Source organism: Agromyces sp. LHK192 (genome assembly GCF_004006235.1).
Lineage (GTDB): Bacteria > Actinomycetota > Actinomycetes > Actinomycetales > Microbacteriaceae > Agromyces.
The window spans coordinates 1,885,928-1,903,001 of the sequence record NZ_CP034753.1 but is presented as its reverse complement, the minus strand read 5'-3'; the positions used below and the strand labels follow the sequence as shown (position 1 = coordinate 1,903,001).

The window sequence follows — 17,074 nt, the reverse complement described above, 5'->3', positions numbered from 1 at the left end:
GATCAGCCCAGGAAGCGGTCGCGCAGGCGCGCGAACAGTCCCTGCTGGAAATGGGCGAGCTCGGGAGCGGCGGACTTGCGCGACGCCGCGAACTGCTCGACGAGAGCGCGCTCCTTGCCCGAGAGCTTCGTCGGGGTGACGACCTGCACGCCGATGCGCAGGTCGCCGCGGCCGTTGCCGCGCAGCTTGGTGACGCCGCGATCCTTGACGGTGATGATCTCGCCCGCCTGGGTGCCGGGCTTGAGCTCGACCTGGACGTCGCCGTCGAGTGCCGGGATCGTCGTGGTCGTGCCGAGGATGGCGTCGGTCATCTGCACCTCGAGGGTCGCGAGCAGGTCGTCGCCGTTGCGGCTGAACACGTCGTGGTTGCGCACCTTGATCTCGAGGTACAGGTCGCCGTTGCTGCCGCCGGCGGGCCCGACCTCGCCGGAGCCCGGCATCTGCAGGCGAAGGCCGGTGTCGACGCCGGCCGGGATGTCGACCGGCACGGTGCGGCGCGCCCGCACGCGACCCTGCCCCTGGCAGGTGACGCACGGCGTGGCGATCACGGTGCCGTAGCCGCGGCAGCTGCCGCACGGGCTGGAGGTCATCACGTTGCCCAGCAGCGAGCGCACCGCGCGCTGGATCGATCCGGTGCCGTGGCAGATGTCGCACGTGACGGGTGCGGTCCCCGGCTGGCAGCAGGAGCCGTGGCACGTCTCGCAGAGCACCGCGGTGTCGACCTCGAGGTCGCGGTGCGTGCCGAAGACGACCTCGTCGAGGCCGACCTCGACGCGGATCAGGGCGTCCTGCCCGCGCTCGCGGCGCGATCGGGGTCCGCGGGTCTGCTGGCCGCCGCCGAAGAACGTCTCGAAGATGTCGCCGAAGCCGCCGAATCCCTGGCCGCCCATGCCGCCCTGGCCGCCGAGGTCGTACTGCTGTCGCTGCTTCGGATCGGAGAGCACGTCGTAGGCGTGGGTGACCTCCTTGAACCGCTCGGATGCCTCCGTGCCCGGATTCACGTCCGGGTGGAGCTCACGGGCGAGACGGCGGTACGCCTTCTTGATCTCGTCCGGGGTGGCGTCCTGGGCGACGCCGAGGACCTCGTAGTGGTCGGCCACTGAGGGCTGTCCTTTCGATCGTGATGCCGGCGGCCCGGAGGCGCCGAAGGTTCGGTACGCGGGCGGTCAGTGCTCGCCGAGCGTTCGGGAGAGGTATCGGGCGACCGCACGGACGGCCCCCATGCTCGCGGTGTAGTCCATGCGGGTGGGGCCGACGATGCCGAGCCGGGCGATGTCGCGCCCGGGCACCGAGAACGCACTGGTGACGACGGATGCCTCGGCGAGCCCGTACGGGGCGTTCTCCCGCCCGATGCGCACGGCGACGCTGTGCGAGTCCGCCGCCATCTCGCCGAACAGTCGCAGCACGACGACCTGCTCCTCGATCGCCTCGATCACGTCGAGGATCGACCCGGAGAAGTCCTGCTCGGTGCGTACGAGGTTCGCCGCTCCGGCGACGACGAGCCGGTCGCCGCGCTGCGCGCGGGCCAGCTCGGCCAGGGTGGCCGCGAGCGTGTGCAGCACGGCCGCGTGGCGGGGATCGGTGGTCGGGATCTCGCCGGACAGGGCCGCCGCGGCCTCGGCGAGGGTCAGCCCGCCGGCGACGTCGTTGAGGCGGACGCGAAGGTCGGCGATCGTCGCGGCGTCGATCGCGTCGCCGAGGTCGGCCAGGCGTTGCTCGACCTGCCCGGAGTCGGTGATCAGGATGCACAGGACGCGCGCGGCGTCGAGGTGCACGAGTTCGACGTGGCGGACGCGCGAGCTCGCGAAGCTCGGCACCTGGACGACGGCGAGCTGGTTGGTGAGCTGCGCCATGAGCCGGACGGTGCGCGCGAGGAGTTCGTCGAGGTCGCCGGCCTCGCCCAGGAACGTGTCGATGGCGTGGCGCTGGGCCGTGGTGAGCGGGCGCACGTCGCTGAGCTGGTCGACGAAGACGCGGTAGCCCTTGTCGGTCGGGATCCGACCCGACGACGTGTGCGGGGCCGCGATCAGCTCCTCCTCCTCGAGGAGGGCCATGTCGTTGCGGATCGTCGCCGCCGAGACGCCGAACGAGTGGCGCTCGACGATCGTCTTCGAGCCGACGGGCTCGCGCGACGCGACGTAGTCCTGGACGATCGCGCGGAGCACCGCCAGACCGCGTTCCGAGACCATCGACCCTCCGCATCCGCTCGATTGGCACTCACCGTGCCTGAGTGCCAATGGTACCGCGACTTTCAGTGTCAGCACCGTTGCCGGGCGCTCCGGGGCGACGCTACCGTATGCAGGTCCGCATCACCCCGGTCCCCGCTGCGGATACCGCGGCGCTCGCGGGTCGTCCCCCTCCCCACCCGAAAGGCATGCTCATGTCCGACCAGTCAGCACCCGATCCCAACGCCGCGCCGCAGGCGCCGGCGCCCGCTCCCGCGGCTCCGCTGAGCCCGGAGCAGGACATCCAGTGGGCGTCGTTCGCCCACCTCGGCGGCATCCTCGGATTCCTGCCGTCGCTCATCATCTGGCTCGTCTTCAAGGACCGCGGCGCGTTCACGAACGTCGAGGCCAAGGAGGCGCTGAACTTCCAGATCACGGCCACGATCGCCTACGTGGCGATCGCCCTCCTCAACACCATCCTCACCGCGATCACCTTCGGCATCTGGGGATTCATCGGCTGGATCCTGCCGCTCGCGCTCTGGGCCGTCGTCATCGTCTTCTCGATCCAGGGCTTCCTGAAGGCCAAGGAGGGCCAGCACTACCGCTACCCCTTCGCCATCCGCCTCATCAAGTAGCCGTGCCGGACCGGCACGCCGCGACGGGTCTTCCGCCGGGGCGTGCCGGACTGGGATGATGAGCAGAACCCGGTCGTCCGGGAACGACGAAGGAGACCGCCATGTCCGATGCCGCACCTCCCCCTCCCCCGACGCCTCCGGGTCCGCCCACGCCGCCTCCGGGTGAGCCGCAGAACCCGTACCAGCAGAGCGCACCGCTCCAGCCCTCCGAGGAGAAGCTCTGGGCGACGCTGATCCACATCGGCGGCGCGATCTTCAACTTCCTGCCCGCACTGATCGGCTACCTGGTCCTCAAGGACAAGGGTCCCTTCATCCGCGAGCACACCGCGACGGCGCTGAACTTCCAGCTGACGGTGCTCATCGCCTACGTCGTGAGCTTCATCCTGATGTTCCTGATCATCGGGTTCGTGCTCTACTTCGTCGTCTGGGCCGTCAACATCGTGTTCTGCATCCTGGCCGCGATCAAGGCCAACCAGGGACTGCCGTACACCTACCCGATGGCCATCAAGTTCGTCAGCTGACCGGTCCACCCCCGAGGGGTCACCCCTCGAGGTCTCCTGGCTCCAGCAGCCTGCGCACGACCGCATCGGCCAGCAACCGCCCTCGCCGGGTGAGCACCAGCCTCCCGGCGAGGGCGGTTCGCGCTTCCACGAGGCCGTCGGCCATGAGCGCGGCCACCGCGTGGCGACCGCCCGCGTGCAGCGAATCGACCGCGATGCCCTCGCGGATGCGCGAGAGCAGCAGCACCCGCTCGGTCTCGCGGGTGGCCTCGTCGAGCGTCTCCCGCCCGACGGCCGGCGAGTCGCCCGCGGCGAGACGGTCCGCGTACGCCGCCGGATGCTTCGCATTCCACCATCGCACCCCGCCGACGTGGCTGTGCGCACCGGGGCCCACGCCCCACCAGTCGTCACCGCGCCAGTACCCGAGGTTGTGGCGCGAACGGTGCCGGTCATCCGAAGCCCAGTTGCTCACCTCGTACCAGTCGTAGCCGGCGGCCGCGAACGCGTCGTCGGCGAGCTCGTACATGTCGGCCTCGAGGTCGTCGCTCGGCTCGGCGACCTCGCCGCGGCGGATCTGCCTGGCGAGCTTCGTCCCGTCCTCGACGATCAGCGCGTAGGCGCTCACGTGATCTGGACGGCACGCGAGCACCTGCTCCACGCTGAGCCGCCAGTCGTCGAGCGACTCGCCCGGCGTGCCGTAGATGAGGTCGAGACTCACGTCGAGGCCGGTCTCACGCGCCCACTCGACGACGTGCGGCACCCGATCCGGATCGTGCGTCCGGTCGAGCGTCGCGAGCACGTGCGGCACGGCCGACTGCATGCCGAACGAGACCCGCGTGAACCCGCCCTCGGCGAGTCGGGCGAGGTCGTCGCGATCGACCGAGTCGGGATTCGCCTCCGTCGTCACCTCGGCGTTCGCGGCGAGTCCGTGCTCCTCGCGGATCGCGGCGAGCATCGCGACCAGGTCGTGCACCGGGAGCAGCGTCGGCGTGCCGCCGCCGAAGAAGACGGTGGATGCCTCGCGCGCGGGCACGCCCGACGCCTCGAGCACTCGCCGTGACATCCGGATCTCGTCGATCGCCTGACCGGCGTATTCCGACCTGCGCACCCCCCGCAACTCGTCGGCGGTGTACGTGTTGAAGTCGCAGTAGCCGCAGCGGACCCGGCAGAACGGCACGTGCACGTACACTCCGAACGCACGCGCGGCCGCGCCGGCCGCCGCGGTCGACGGAAGCATCCCGTCGGCCGGCGCGGGATCGCCGAGCGGGAGAGCGCCGGCCACGATCAGCCCGGGAAGGCGGGGTGCAGCGCTCGAAGCTGGCGCCGAACCGCCTCTCGCCGGCGTCGGCCGCGGAACGGCGCGAGGACGCGCCCGATTCCACCCGCGGGTTGCAGGACCGACCGCACGGTCAGCCAGACGCCGTCGTCGTCGCGGTGCTCGAGGATGAACGATTCCTCGCCGTGCTCCCGCGCGCGACCCGACGTGCCGTAGGCGAACCCGACCCGCTTCGGCTCGTCGATCACGTAGACGACGAGCACGGGCACCGGCCGACCCGCGAGCCGGCCCCGCGGCTTCAGCGTCGCCGTCACTCCGGCCGTGATGAACGCCGTGCCGTCGGCGGCGAACCGCTGCTCGGTCTGCGGCGACGGCTGCTCGGCGAGCGGCGCACCGGTCTCGTCGAACGAGATCCCCGTGTACTGCGCACCCGTGCCCGCCGTGACCTCGACGACGTCGAATCCGGAGCCGCGCTGGATGCCCCAGGTCATGAGCTCCTCGGCCGCTCGCTCGAACCGATCCGCGCCCGAACCGAGCTTCACCGAGTCCTCCGCGGGGCGGAAGCCGGCCGGCGGGTAACGCAGGAAATCAGGGTCGAGCGTCGCGCCGATCCCCCCGTAGGTGACGGACTGGTCGGTGAAGGTGCTGCGGCGAGACATCCGGGACAGCCTACTTCTTGGCGTCCTTCTTCGTCTCGGTGTCACCTGAGAGCGCGGCGATGAACGCCTCCTGGGGCACCTCGACGCGGCCGACCATCTTCATGCGCTTCTTGCCCTCCTTCTGCTTCTCGAGGAGCTTGCGCTTGCGGGTGATGTCACCGCCGTAGCACTTCGCGAGGACGTCCTTGCGCATGGCCCGGATGTTCTCGCGGGCGATGATCCGCGCGCCGATCGCGGCCTGGATCGGCACCTCGAACTGCTGGCGGGGAATGAGCTTGCGGAGCCGCTCCGCCATCATCGTGCCGTACACGTACGCCTTCTCGCGGTGCACGATCGCGCTGAACGCGTCGACCTGCTCGCCCTGCAGCAGGATGTCGACCTTCACGAGGTCGGCGGCCTGGTCGCCGGCCGGCTCGTAGTCGAGCGACGCGTACCCGGCGGTCTTCGACTTCAGGTTGTCGAAGAAGTCGAAGACGATCTCGCCGAGCGGGATGGTGTAGCGGATCTCGACGCGGTCCTCGCCGAGGTAGTCCATGCCCATGAGCGTTCCCCGCCGGGACTGGCAGAGCTCCATGATGGTGCCGACGTAGTCCTTGGGGGCGAGGATCGCCGCCTTCACGATCGGCTCGCGCACCTCGGCGATCTTGCCGCCGGTCGGGAACTCGCTCGGGTTCGTGACGGTGACGGTCTTCTTGTCCTCGGTCATGACCTCGTAGACGACGCTCGGAGCCGTCGCGATGATGTCGAGGCCGAATTCGCGACGCAGGCGCTCGGTCACGATCTCGAGGTGCAGGAGGCCGAGGAAGCCGGCGCGGAACCCGAAGCCGAGCGCGACCGACGTCTCGGGCTCGTAGACCAGCGCGGCATCCGACAGCTTCAGCTTGTCGAGCGCCTCGCGCAGTTCGGGGTAGTCGCTGCCGTCGAGGGGGTAGAGGCCCGAGAACACCATCGGCAGCGGCTCGGTGTAGCCCGCGAGCGCCTCGACCGCCGGCTTGGTCGCCGTGGTGACGGTGTCGCCGACCTTCGACTGGCGCACGTCCTTCACCCCGGTGATGAGGTATCCGACCTCGCCGACCGCGAGCCCCTTCGACGGCGTCGGCTCGGGCGAGCTCACGCCGATCTCGAGGATCTCGTGCGTCGCCTTCGTCGACATCATCTGGATGCGCTCGCGCGGGTTCAGCTTGCCGTCGACCATCCGGACGTAGGTGACCACCCCGCGATAGGGGTCGTACACCGAGTCGAAGATCATCGCGCGCGCCGCGGCATCCGGGTCGCCCACCGGGGCCGGGATGCGCTCGACGACCCGGTCGAGGAGGTCCTCCACGCCGAGGCCCGTCTTGCCCGACACCTTGAGCACGTCGTCGGGCGAACCGCCGATCAGGTCGGCGAGCTCGCGCGCGTACTTCTCCGGCTCGGCCGCCGGAAGGTCGATCTTGTTCAGCACCGGGATGATCTCGAGGTCGTTCTCGAGCGCCAGGTAGAGGTTCGCGAGCGTCTGCGCCTCGATGCCCTGCGCCGCGTCGACCAGCAGGATCGCCCCCTCGCACGCCGCGAGCGACCGGGAGACCTCGTAGCTGAAGTCGACGTGCCCCGGGGTGTCGATCATGTTCAGCGCGTAGGTGCGAAGGCCCCCGTCGGCAGCCTGCAGCGACCATGGCATGCGCACGGCCTGGCTCTTGATCGTGATGCCGCGCTCGCGCTCGATGTCCATGCGGTCCAGGTACTGCGCGCGCATGTCGCGATCGCTGACGATGCCGGTGATCTGCAGCATGCGGTCGGCGAGGGTGGACTTGCCGTGGTCGATGTGCGCGATGATGCAGAAGTTGCGGATCATCGAGGGATCGGTGGCGGCGGGCACCAGCGGGGAAGCGGCTCTCGGAGACATCCCGACGATTCTCCCATGATCCGGCGGCTGCGCCGATTCCGGCCCGGGTTACGCTGGCGGTGTCGAGGGGAGGACGATGGCCAGGGCGCAGGTCGTGCTCGTGCACGGCATCAGGACCTCCGCCACGATGTGGCGCAATCAGCTCGCACCGCTGGCCCGGCACGACCTCGACGTCGTCGCGGTCGACCTGCCGGCGCACGGCAGCCGCATGGGTGAGGAGTTCTCGCTCGAAGCCGCCGATTCGGCCATCGGCGACGCGCTCGACGCCGCACGACCCGGGGTTCCCCGGCTGCTCGTCGGCCTCAGCCTCGGCGGCTACCTGTCGATCGACTTCGCGGGCCGGCACCCCGACCGGCTCGACGGGCTCGTCGCCGCCTCCTGCGGAACCCGGCCTCGCGGGCTCCCCCTCGCCGGATACCTGCGGCTCGCCGCGGCGATCGGCCGGATGCCCGACCGCGGGCGCGCGCTCAACGACCGCATGGCCCGCCTGGCGCTCTCCGAGTCCGCCGTCCAGGACGTCGCGGCGGGCGGCGTTGCGCTCGACGTCATGGTGCCCGCGCTCACCGCCGTCGGCGGGCTCGACCCGGAGGCATCCCTCGCCCGCATCCAGTGCCCGGTCTGGCTCGTCAACGGCCGGTACGACCACTTCCGGATCGAGGAACGACGGATGCTCCGCGCGGCGCGCGATGCGCGCCTCGTCGTGATCCCCGGCGCCACCCACCTCGTCAGCCTCGTCCGCCCGGAGGAGTTCACCGCGGTCGTGCTCGGCGCCGTCGCGGAGGTCGAGCGTCGCTCCGCGGTGCGGCGACGCGCCGTCATTGGTGCCTGAACGCCGAAGCTGGTATCGTTGCCTGTTGGCTTGCGTGTGGGTCCCACCCCGCACGAAACGCCGGACGTGAGCCCCTCTACCTCGCGACGGCACTTCCGCACCCGCACGAACGAAAGAACACTGACGTGGCAAACATCAAGTCGCAGATCAAGCGCAACAAGACCAACCTGAAGGCGCAGGAGCGCAACAAGGCTGTCAAGAGCGAGCTCAAGACCGTCGTCCGCGCCGCGCGCGAGGCGATCTCCGGCGGCGACAAGGACAAGGCGACCGCCGCCGTCCGCGTCGCGAACCGCAAGCTCGACAAGGCCGCCTCGAAGGGCGTCATCCACAAGAACCAGGCCGCGAACCGCAAGTCGGCGATCGCGAAGCAGGCTGCCGCGCTGTAAGGCACGCACCGCGAAACGGGCCCCGCACCTTCCAAGGTGCGGGGCCCGTTCTGGTTTCGGCGGTCTGCTCAGCGTCCGCGGTCGGCGATGATCCCGACGAGCCGCTCGAGCGCGAACACCGGGTCCCGCTCTGCGCCCTTGACCGCGGCGTCGGTCGCCGCGAGCGCCTCGATGACGCGCGCGAGCCCGGCATCCTCCCAGCCGACCAGGTCGCGACGGGCCCGGTCGACCTGCCATGGAGCGAGGCCGAGGCTGCCGGCCAGCTGGCCGGACGCTCCACGCGCGCCGTGCACCTTCGCCATCGTGCGGATCTTCACGGCGAAGGCGCCGACGATCGGCACGGGGTCGGCGCCGGAGTCGAGGGCCTGACGCAGCGCGACGAGCGCCTCGCCGTGGCGACCGGCGATCGCCGCATCGGCGACCGTGAACGCCGTCGTCTCGACGCGGCCGCCGTAGTACTTCGCGACGGTCTTCTCATCGATGTCACCCGGGGCGTCGGCCATGAGCTGGCGGCACGCCGCCGAGAGCTCGCCGAGGTCATCGCTGAACGCCGCGACGAGGGCGCGAAGTGCGGCCGGGGCGATCCTCCGACCGGCGGCACGGAACTCGGCGACGACGAAGTCCTGCTTCTCGGCGTCCTTCTTGAGCTCCGCGCAGACCACCTCGACGGCGTCGCCGCCGCCGGCGCGGATCGCGTCGAGCAGCTTCTTGCCCCGCATTCCGCCGCGGTGCCGCAGGACGACCGTCGTCGACTCGGCCGTGGACTCGAGGTACTCGAGGGCGTCGAGGAGGAAATCGTCGCTGGCCTTCTCGACCGCGGTGACACGGATGAGCCGCGGCTCGCCGAACAGGGATGGGCTGGCGAGGGTCAGGAGCTCGCCGCGCCGGTACCCGTCGGCCTCGAGGTCGCTGACCTCGAGCGACGGGTCCTCCGTGCGCAGATAGTCGCGCAGCATCGAGATCGCGCGATCGGCGAGCACATCCTCTCCCCCGGAGACGAGCACGACCGGGGCCGGACGGACCTGATTCCATGCGATCTGCGGGATCGCGACTCGCGACTTCGCAGAGCTCGCACCCCTGCCAGAGGCCGTGCGTTGCGCCACCCGTGCTCCCATCCTTCGCCGCCGCTCAAGTCTACGTTCGGCCGCCGTCATCGAGCGTTCCGTCCAGAGGACGAACTCGCCGTGCTCGACGCCGAGCAGCGCCGTGCCCATCAGGTCGCTCCGCACGACGGCGGTGCCGTCCTCCGTCAGGAGATCGAGCAGGCTGCCGGTCGGATGCCCGTAGCCGTTGTCGACGCCGACCCCGATGATCCCGACCCGCGCCCCGATCTCGTCGTACAGCCGCTCCGACTGGTCGGCGGAACCGTGGTGCGAGACCTTCACGAGGTCGGCCGGGAGCACGTCTCCCCGGCCGAGCATGCGCTGCTGCGCCTCCTCGCCGAGGTCGCCGAGGAAGGTCCCGGTGAACGCCGGCATCGCCAGTGCGAGCACCACGCTCCCGTCGTTGCCGGGCGGTTCACCGGTCGGCGGCCAGAGCACCTCCCAGGAGGCGTCGCCGAGCGTGCCGCGACGGCCGGCGACGACCTCGACCGTCTCGGCGCCGGCGGCGGCCAGCGGCACCAGGACCTCGGACGAACGATCCCCGTCGGGCGGCCCGTGCAGCACCGTGTCGACCCGACCCTCGATCGCCTCGACGCCGCCGACGTGATCTGCGTCGAAGTGCGTGAGCACCAGCAGGTCGATCCGATCGACGCCGACCAGGTGCAGGCACTCGCGGAGGGCCGTCTCGTCGGGACCGGTGTCGATCAGCGCGACCCGGCCCCCCGTTCGCACGAGCACCGCGTCGCCCTGGCCGACGTCGCACGACGCCACGAGCCAGTCCCCGGGCGCCCCTGCCCGCCGCAGCGCGGGCCCGCCGACGAGCACCCCGACCGGGACGGCGATCGCGATCGCCAGCACGACGACGACCGCTCGCACCGCCCATCGCGGCCGCCGACGAGCGAGTGCCAGCCACAGGACCCCTGCGGTCGCGCCCGCGAGGAGGAGCGCACCCGGCGCATCCGCGATCCACGGCAGTTGCGCGCCGGGCAGCCCGGCGGCGCCGTGGGCGACGAGCGCGATCCACGATGCCGGGGCCCAGGCGATCTGCAGGGCGGCGTACCCGACCGACGGCAGAGCCGGAAGCAGGAGACATCCGGCGAGTCCCGCGAGCGTCCCGACGGGAGCAGCGGGACCCGCGAGGAGGTTGGCCGCGACGCCGTAGCTCGCGATCGCGGGTTCGAGCAGCACCAGCACGGGCTGGCACGCCAACTGCGCCGCGGTCGGCACCGCGATGACCGCGGCGATCCGCGTCGGCATGACCCTCGCGAGCCGGCGCGCGAGCGGACCCGCGAGCAGGATGAGCCCGGCGGTCGCGCACACCGAGAGCGCGAATCCGTAGTCGCGGGAGTACCACGGGTCGGCGACGAGCAGGGCGATGACGGCGACGGACAGCGCGGCCGGGCCGCCACCCGGTCGTCCGGACGCGGTGGCGGCGAGCACGACCACGGCCATCGCGCCGGCGCGCACGACGCTCGACTCGGGGGTCACGAGCACGATGAACGCGGTCAGCGCGAGGAGCGCGACCCCGACGCGAAGGATCCGCGGCGCACGACAGGCGGCCGCGAGCGCGAAGGCCAGGGCCGTCACGATCGCGCAGTTCGCCCCCGACACCGCGGTCAGGTGGCTGAGCGACGACGCCTTCATCGCCGCGTCGAGTCCGGGCCCGACGGCGCCGGTGTCGCCGATCGCCAGCCCGGGCACGAGAGCACCGCCGTCGCCGCCAAGACGCTCCGCCGCCGCCGCGAAGCCCGCGCGCAGGTGCGCGGCCCACGCGGTCGCAGGACCCGGCGGTGACGTCCGGATGTCGCCGACCGGGCGCAGCACGAAGGCGGCGCCGTCGGATGCGGGCAGCCGCACGACCCGGGCACGGAGCTCGGCCGAAGCACCGAACACGAGGTCGGGCGATCGTTCGGCCCCATCGAGGCGCACGGCGACGGGCGGGCCGCCCTCGCCGTCGACGGCCAGGAGCCGGGCGTCGACCCGTACCCGGGCAGCGCCGTCCGCCATCCACGGCATCGCCGCGGGGACCGCGATCGTGCGCGGTGCGGACGTGAGCTCGATGCGGACCTCCGCGGTTCGCCCGTCCGCGGCCGCGGCAGCGAGCGGGGATGCCTCGCGTGACGCGACGCCGAGCGCGGTCGAATGCGCGACGATCGCGACGGCACTGGCGACGAGCAGCGTCGCGGCGGCGACGGATCGAGCACGGGCCCGCGCCGGTGCCGGACGGGCCAGCACGTCGCACACCGCCGATCCGGAACGACGGCGCACCCCTGCGACGCCCAGTGCGATCATGGCGACCGCCCAGGCGACGACCGGCGCCAGCCAGCCCGACACCCCCAGGTCGGGCAGCCCGGTCGCGACCCATCCTGCCGCCCACGCCGCGGCCGCGGGTGCGAGCAGCCGCAGATCACGAACGCGCACCGCACCTGCTCGGGCCGGTCCATCCGTCGCGACGGTCACAGCGCGACGAGGTCGACGAGGCCCGAGAAGGTGGCGTCGCCGATCCCGGCGACCTCGCGGAGCTGCTCGACGCTCGTGAACCCGCCGTTCGCCTCGCGCCAGTCGAGGATGCGCTGGGCCATCGCCGGGCCGATGCGCGGCAGGGTGTCGAGCTCCGCGAGCCCGGCGGAGTTGAGGTGCACGAGCCCGTCGGCCGGCGCTGCAGCCGAACTGCCCGCACCCGAGCCGGCCTCACCCGAGCCGCCGGCACCGGGCAGAACCTCCCCCGCCTTCGGCACGACGAGCTGCTCGCCGTCGCCGACGGGGCGCGCGAGGTTCACGCCCGCGGGATCCGCCTCCGGGGTGAACCCGCCCGCGGCCGACACCGCGTCGACCACCCGGGCGCCCGGGGCCAGTTCGACGAGACCCGGTTCGACGACCGCACCCAGCACGTGCACGAGCAGGTTCGGCTGGACGCCCGCCTCCCCGCCGCCGGCACCGCCGGATCGCCCGCCCGATCCACCCGCGCCGTCGCCCGCGGAGGCATCCGGCCCCGATCCGTGCGCGGAATCGAGCCCGATGGTCTCCTGGACTCCCCCACCGGCCGAAGCGGCGGACAGGACCGCCGCGACCGCGACCGCGGCGACGAAGCAGACGACGGCGGCACCGACAGCGATCCGCGCGCGCCGTGGCGCACGACGCGCCGACGGATCGAGCAGCGCGAGGCCGTCACTCGTGTCGGGCGGGAACCCACCGTCGACCGGCTCGCGAACGGTTCGTGGCTCGGGCATACGGCGACGCTAGGGTCGCCGGGTGCTCCATCCACGGTCCTCGCGGAGAGGTGTGGGGCGATCCGTTCGACGACCGCCTGTCAGGGAGCAGTCACGACGCGCACACGGGCCCATCGCGCAGCGCATCAGCTCGGCTGCGCGTCGGCTCAGCCGCGCGTCGCGATGCTCACGATCTTCGGCGCCCGCACGATCACGTTGACGATCTCACGGTCGCCCACCGAGCGCTGCACGGCGGCGGATGCGCGAGCGAGCTGCTCCAGCTCGTCGGCGGAGACCTTCGCCGAGACCTCGAGGCGGTCGCGCACCTTGCCGTCGACCTGCACGACCGCGGTCACCTGCTCCTCGACGAGGAGCGCCCGGTCGGCCTTGCGCCACGGCACGAGCGCGACGGACGGCTCGTACCCCAGTCGCTCCCACATGTCCTCCGCCGTGTAGGGGGCGAACAGGTCGAGGATCATCGCGGTGACCTCGGCCGCCTCGCGCACCGCGGCATCGCCCGGGCCGGGGCCCTGGTCGATCGTCTTGCGGGTCGCGTTCACCAGTTCCATCAGGCGGGCCACGATGACGTTGAACTTGTAGGACTCCGCGAGGCCCGGGGCATCCGCCAGCAGTCGGTGCGTGACCCGGCGCAGCGCCGGGTCGCCCGACTTCCACTCGACGTCGGGGCTCGAGGTCACCTCTCCGGCGATGCGCCAGGCGCGGGCCAGGAACTTCGCCGAACCGACCGGCGAGAGGTCGGCCCAGTCGATGTCGTCCTCCGGCGGGCCGGCGAACGCCAGCGTGACGCGCAGCGCGTCGGTGCCGTGTGCGTCGAGCTCGGTCGCGAACTCGACCAGGTTGCCCTTCGACTTCGACATCTTCGAGCCGTCCATGAGCACCATGCCCTGGTTCAGCAGCGACGTGAACGGCTCGGTGAAGCCGAGGTACCCGAGGTCGAACAGCACCTTCGTCACGAATCGCGAGTACAGCAGGTGCAGGATCGCGTGCTCGACACCGCCGACGTACTGGTCGACGGGCGCCCACTTCTCGGCCTGGGCCGGGTCGAACGCACGGGTGTCGTCATTCGCGTCGAGGTAGCGCAGGTAGTACCACGAGCTGTCGACGAACGTGTCCATCGTGTCGGTGTCGCGCTCGGCGGGACCGCCGCACGACGGGCACGAGACGTTCACCCAGTCGGTCGCGGCGCCCAGCGGGCTCTTGCCCTTCGGCTTCAGGTCGAGCCCCGCCGAGTCGGGCAGGCGCACCGGAAGGTCGGACTCGGGCACCGGCACCTCGCCGCACGTCGGGCAGTGGATGATCGGGATCGGCGTGCCCCAGTACCGCTGGCGGGAGATCAGCCAGTCGCGCAGGCGGTAGTTCTTCGCCGGACCGCCGAGTCGGCGCTCCTCGAGGATCTCGACCGCGCGGCGGATCGCGTTCGACTTGCTGAGCCCGTCGAGCGGGCCCGAGTTGATGAGCCGGCCCTCGCCGGTCAGCGCGACGCCGGTCGAGGCGGGGTCGAGCGGCGGCAGGTCCTCGGGCAGCATCGGCACGCCGTGCTCGTCGAGAGGGATGACCGGGATGACCCCCGTCACGGGCTGGTTGACGTCGACGACGACGCGCACGGGCAGGTCGAAGGCGCGTGCGAAGTCGAGGTCGCGCTGGTCGTGCGCCGGCACCGCCATGATGGCGCCGTGTCCGTAGTCGGCCAGCACGTAGTCCGCGGCCCAGATCGGCAGTCGCTCGCCGTTCAGCGGGTTGACGGCGTAGCGCTCCAGGAAGACGCTGGTCTTCGGCCGGTCGGTCGACAGCCGGTCGATGTCGCTCTCGGCGCGCACCGAGTCGACGTAGTCGGCGAAGCGCGCCTGCACCTCGGCGGAGGCCCCGGCGGCGAGTTCCGCGGCCAGCGCCGCATCCGGGGCGACGACCATGAAGGTCGCGCCGTACAAGGTGTCGGGCCGCGTCGTGAACACCGTGATGGGCTCGTCACGGCCCTCGATCTCGAACGCGACGTCGGCGCCGCTCGAGCGACCGATCCAGTTGCGCTGCATCGAGACGACCTTGGCGGGCCAGGCGCCCTCGAGCTGGTTCAGGTCGTCGAGCAGGCGGTCGGCGTAGTCGGTCACCCGGAAGTACCACTGGGTCAGCGGCTTCTTGGTGACGACGGCCCCGCAGCGCTCGCAGTGCCCGTCGACGACCTGCTCGTTCGCGAGCACCGTCTGGTCGACGGGGCACCAGTTGACCATGCCGTCCTTGCGGTAGGCGATGCCCTGCTCGTACATCTTCAGGAACAGCCACTGGTTCCACTTGTAGTACTCGGGGTCGCTCGTGTGCAGCTCCCGCGACCAGTCGAACGACGGTGCGTACCGGCGGAACGAGCGTTTCTGCTGGGCGATGTTGTCGTAGGTCCAGGCACGCGGGTCGGCACCGCGCTTGATGGCGGCGTTCTCGGCCGGGAGGCCGAACGAGTCCCACCCGATGGGGTGCAGCACGTCGAAGCCCTGGTGCCGCCAGTACCGAGCCGAGATATCGCCGAAGCCGAACGCCTCGGCGTGGCCCATGTGCAGGTCGCCCGACGGGTACGGGAACATGTCGAGCACGTACTTGCGCGGGCGGCGATCGCCCTCACGGCCCGCCCGGAACAGGTCGAGTTCCTCCCACCGCGGAAGCCACTTGTCCTGCAGCGCAGCGAAGTCGTAGGCGCCGGCGCGCTGGGCCTGCTCGGCGTTCTCGGGCGTGGTGGTGTCCTGCTCGGTGGCCACTGGTCTCGCAATCGTGTTCGTGCTCGGCCGCGATGCGGCCTGCTGACGGGCGCGCGGAACGGGGAGCGCGCACTCCGAGGAACCAGCCTATTCGATTCCGGGGTCCTGCCGCCCGGCTGTCCGGCCGCCCGGTCCGGACGTCACCCGTCCGGACACCGCGCCCGCCCGGACGCCACCGACCCGGACCTCACCCGGTCGAGTCGGATCCGAGCAGCACCTCGAGGAGCGCCCTGGCCTTGATGCGCGTCTCCTCGATCTCGGCTTCGGGCTCGGAGAGCGCCGTGATGCCGCCGCCCGTGCCGATCGACGCGCCGTCGGCGGTGAGCACGATCGACCGGATCACCATCGCGAGGTCGGCGCTGCCGTCGACCGCGAGCGTCCCGAAGGCGCCCGAGTAGACGCCGCGCGGACCGCGCTCGAGCGTGTACAGGATCCGCATGGCGCTCTCCTTCGGCGCGCCGGTCATCGACCCGGCCGGGAATGCCGCGGCCACTGCGTCCACGGCGGTGAGCGGAGGCCGCAGGCGCGCGCTGACCGTCGAGACGAGCTGGTGCACGTGCGCGTACTCCTCGGTCTCGAGGAGCACCGGCACGTGCACGCTGCCCGGCGCCGCGATGCGCGTGAGGTCGTTGCGCATGAGGTCGACGATCATCAGGTTCTCGGCGCGCTCCTTGTCGCTGGCCGCGAGCTCGGCCCGCAGCATCCGATCGATCTCGGCGTCCGCGTCGCGACGCCGTGTGCCCTTCATCGGTCGGGTCGACACGGTGCCGTCGCGCTCGACGAACAGGAACTGCTCGGGCGACGCCGACAGCAGCGCGACGTCGCCGAACCGGAGGAATCCACCGTGGTGGCTCGGGCTCGATCGGCGCAACCGGAGGTACGCCTCGACGGGGTCCGGGCGCACGTCGACGTCGACCCGGTTGGTCAGGCAGAGCTGGTACGCGTCTCCGCGCACGATCGCGGCCCGGCACTCGGCGATCATGCGCGCGTACTCGACGTCGTCGTGCCGCCAGTCGACCGTGGGAGCAGGGGTCGCCGGATCCGGCGCGCGGCCGCGGTGGGAGGGCACGGTCGACGCGACGTCGGCGAGCCGTTCGATGCGCTCGGCCGTCACGTCGGCCCACTCGGCCCCCGACGCCGAACCGGATGCCCCGAGGTCGAGCCATTCGAGCCGAACCCGGCGGGCGGCGTGGTCGAACACGACGACGCGCTCGACGAATACGAACGCGGCGTCGGGGGTCGAGGCCGCGGCGACCGGAAGTCCGAGGGCGCGTGCGCCGAACTCGTACCCGAACCAGCCGATCCACCCGAGTGCGGTGCGCTCCGCATCGGACGCTCCCCCGTGCCCGTCCCGTGTGCCGGCGCCGATCCCGTCCCGCGCCTCGTCTCCGTCGTCGATCACGGCTCGGAGCGCGGCGAGCCGTGCGGCGAGGTCGTCGAGCACCGTCCGGGGATCCTCCGCGTTGTGCACGACGAGCTCCGGGCTCGACTCGTCGACGACCGCGATGACGCTGCGCCCCGAGACGGCGTCGATGCCGCCGTCGAGCCACGCCGCCGTCGACCGGCCGGCCGTCAGCTCGAGGAACACGCGCTCGGGGTCGACCCAGCGCGCGAGTTCGCGGACGCGGACGGTTCGGGGCATCCCACCAGCGTACGTCGACGGGC

Annotated in this window: 13 protein-coding genes and 1 pseudogene; 4 read left to right on the top strand and 10 right to left on the bottom strand. The window is 71.7% G+C overall.

The features are described 5' to 3' along the window. Positions 1–2: 2 nt before the first annotated feature. Positions 3–1,100, bottom strand: coding sequence for a molecular chaperone DnaJ (gene dnaJ / locus ELQ40_RS08495; RefSeq protein WP_127793298.1), 1,098 nt, complete (start codon positions 1,098–1,100; stop codon positions 3–5). Positions 1,101–1,166: 66 nt separating this feature from the next. Continuing rightward, a complete protein-coding gene (hrcA, locus tag ELQ40_RS08490; RefSeq protein WP_127793297.1) occupies positions 1,167–2,189 on the bottom strand; it encodes a heat-inducible transcriptional repressor HrcA in 1,023 nt (340 codons plus the stop codon). A 191-nt stretch (positions 2,190–2,380) separates the two neighbouring features. Between hrcA and ELQ40_RS08485 the strand changes: the two genes are divergently transcribed. Together ELQ40_RS08485 and ELQ40_RS08480 are read left to right on the top strand one after the other, a co-directional pair. Continuing rightward, positions 2,381–2,800, top strand: coding sequence for a DUF4870 domain-containing protein (locus tag ELQ40_RS08485; protein ID WP_240666008.1), 420 nt, complete (start codon positions 2,381–2,383; stop codon positions 2,798–2,800). 101 nt (positions 2,801–2,901) lie between these two features. After that, positions 2,902–3,321, top strand: coding sequence for a DUF4870 domain-containing protein (locus tag ELQ40_RS08480; protein ID WP_127793295.1), 420 nt, complete (start codon positions 2,902–2,904; stop codon positions 3,319–3,321). Between the two features lie 19 nt (positions 3,322–3,340). Here ELQ40_RS08480 and hemW read toward each other — a convergent pair whose 3' ends face one another. From hemW to lepA, 3 genes are read right to left on the bottom strand one after another with little or no spacing between them, the layout of a single operon-like run. Continuing rightward, entirely contained in the window at positions 3,341–4,582 is a 1,242-nt protein-coding gene (gene hemW / locus ELQ40_RS08475) for a radical SAM family heme chaperone HemW (protein WP_127793294.1), read from the bottom strand. 2 nt (positions 4,583–4,584) lie between these two features. After that, the gene (locus ELQ40_RS08470) at positions 4,585–5,235 is read right to left on the bottom strand and encodes a DUF1990 family protein (RefSeq protein ID WP_127793293.1); all 651 of its coding nucleotides are present in this window, start codon (positions 5,233–5,235) and stop codon (positions 4,585–4,587) included. A gap of 10 nt (positions 5,236–5,245) precedes the next feature. Continuing rightward, positions 5,246–7,120 carry a translation elongation factor 4 gene (lepA, locus tag ELQ40_RS08465; RefSeq protein WP_127793292.1) on the bottom strand — a complete coding sequence of 625 codons (1,875 nt, stop codon included), beginning with the start codon at positions 7,118–7,120 and terminating at the stop codon, positions 5,246–5,248. A 76-nt stretch (positions 7,121–7,196) separates the two neighbouring features. Between lepA and ELQ40_RS08460 the strand changes: the two genes are divergently transcribed. Together ELQ40_RS08460 and rpsT are read left to right on the top strand one after the other, a co-directional pair. After that, positions 7,197–7,949, top strand: a complete 753-nt coding sequence (locus ELQ40_RS08460) for an alpha/beta fold hydrolase (protein ID WP_127793291.1) — start codon at positions 7,197–7,199, stop codon at positions 7,947–7,949. Positions 7,950–8,074: 125 nt separating this feature from the next. After that, positions 8,075–8,335, top strand: a complete 261-nt coding sequence (gene rpsT, locus ELQ40_RS08455; RefSeq protein WP_127793290.1) for a 30S ribosomal protein S20 — start codon at positions 8,075–8,077, stop codon at positions 8,333–8,335. Between the two features lie 68 nt (positions 8,336–8,403). Here the strand turns inward: rpsT and holA are convergent, their stop codons facing one another. The 5 genes and pseudogenes from holA to pabB all read right to left on the bottom strand — a co-directional run bounded on the left by holA (position 8,404) and on the right by pabB (position 17,051). Then, positions 8,404–9,450, bottom strand: coding sequence for a DNA polymerase III subunit delta (gene holA / locus ELQ40_RS19105; protein WP_240666029.1), 1,047 nt, complete (start codon positions 9,448–9,450; stop codon positions 8,404–8,406). A 231-nt stretch (positions 9,451–9,681) separates the two neighbouring features. Further along, positions 9,682–11,445: pseudogene (locus ELQ40_RS19100) on the bottom strand (ComEC/Rec2 family competence protein); the annotation flags it as partial. Positions 11,446–11,894: 449 nt separating this feature from the next. After that, complete coding sequence (locus ELQ40_RS08445; RefSeq protein WP_127793288.1) at positions 11,895–12,668, bottom strand: helix-hairpin-helix domain-containing protein; 774 nt, start codon at positions 12,666–12,668, stop codon at positions 11,895–11,897. 146 nt (positions 12,669–12,814) lie between these two features. After that, positions 12,815–15,409 carry a leucine--tRNA ligase gene (leuS, locus tag ELQ40_RS08440; RefSeq protein WP_127793287.1) on the bottom strand — a complete coding sequence of 865 codons (2,595 nt, stop codon included), beginning with the start codon at positions 15,407–15,409 and terminating at the stop codon, positions 12,815–12,817. A 187-nt stretch (positions 15,410–15,596) separates the two neighbouring features. Beyond that, positions 15,597–17,051 carry an aminodeoxychorismate synthase component I gene (gene pabB / locus ELQ40_RS08435; protein WP_127793286.1) on the bottom strand — a complete coding sequence of 485 codons (1,455 nt, stop codon included), beginning with the start codon at positions 17,049–17,051 and terminating at the stop codon, positions 15,597–15,599. Positions 17,052–17,074 lie beyond the last annotated feature (23 nt).

Coding starts and splice junctions, on each gene's coding strand:
- holA (WP_240666029.1), bottom strand. CDS start 9,450: ATGGGAGCACGGGTGGCGCAACGCACGGCCTCTGGCAGGGGTGCGAGC.
- pabB (WP_127793286.1), bottom strand. CDS start 17,051: ATGCCCCGAACCGTCCGCGTCCGCGAACTCGCGCGCTGGGTCGACCCC.
- lepA (WP_127793292.1), bottom strand. CDS start 7,120: ATGTCTCCGAGAGCCGCTTCCCCGCTGGTGCCCGCCGCCACCGATCCC.
- ELQ40_RS08460 (WP_127793291.1), top strand. CDS start 7,197: ATGGCCAGGGCGCAGGTCGTGCTCGTGCACGGCATCAGGACCTCCGCC.
- hrcA (WP_127793297.1), bottom strand. CDS start 2,189: ATGGTCTCGGAACGCGGTCTGGCGGTGCTCCGCGCGATCGTCCAGGAC.
- ELQ40_RS08480 (WP_127793295.1), top strand. CDS start 2,902: ATGTCCGATGCCGCACCTCCCCCTCCCCCGACGCCTCCGGGTCCGCCC.
- ELQ40_RS08470 (WP_127793293.1), bottom strand. CDS start 5,235: ATGTCTCGCCGCAGCACCTTCACCGACCAGTCCGTCACCTACGGGGGG.
- ELQ40_RS08445 (WP_127793288.1), bottom strand. CDS start 12,668: ATGCCCGAGCCACGAACCGTTCGCGAGCCGGTCGACGGTGGGTTCCCG.
- ELQ40_RS08485 (WP_240666008.1), top strand. CDS start 2,381: ATGTCCGACCAGTCAGCACCCGATCCCAACGCCGCGCCGCAGGCGCCG.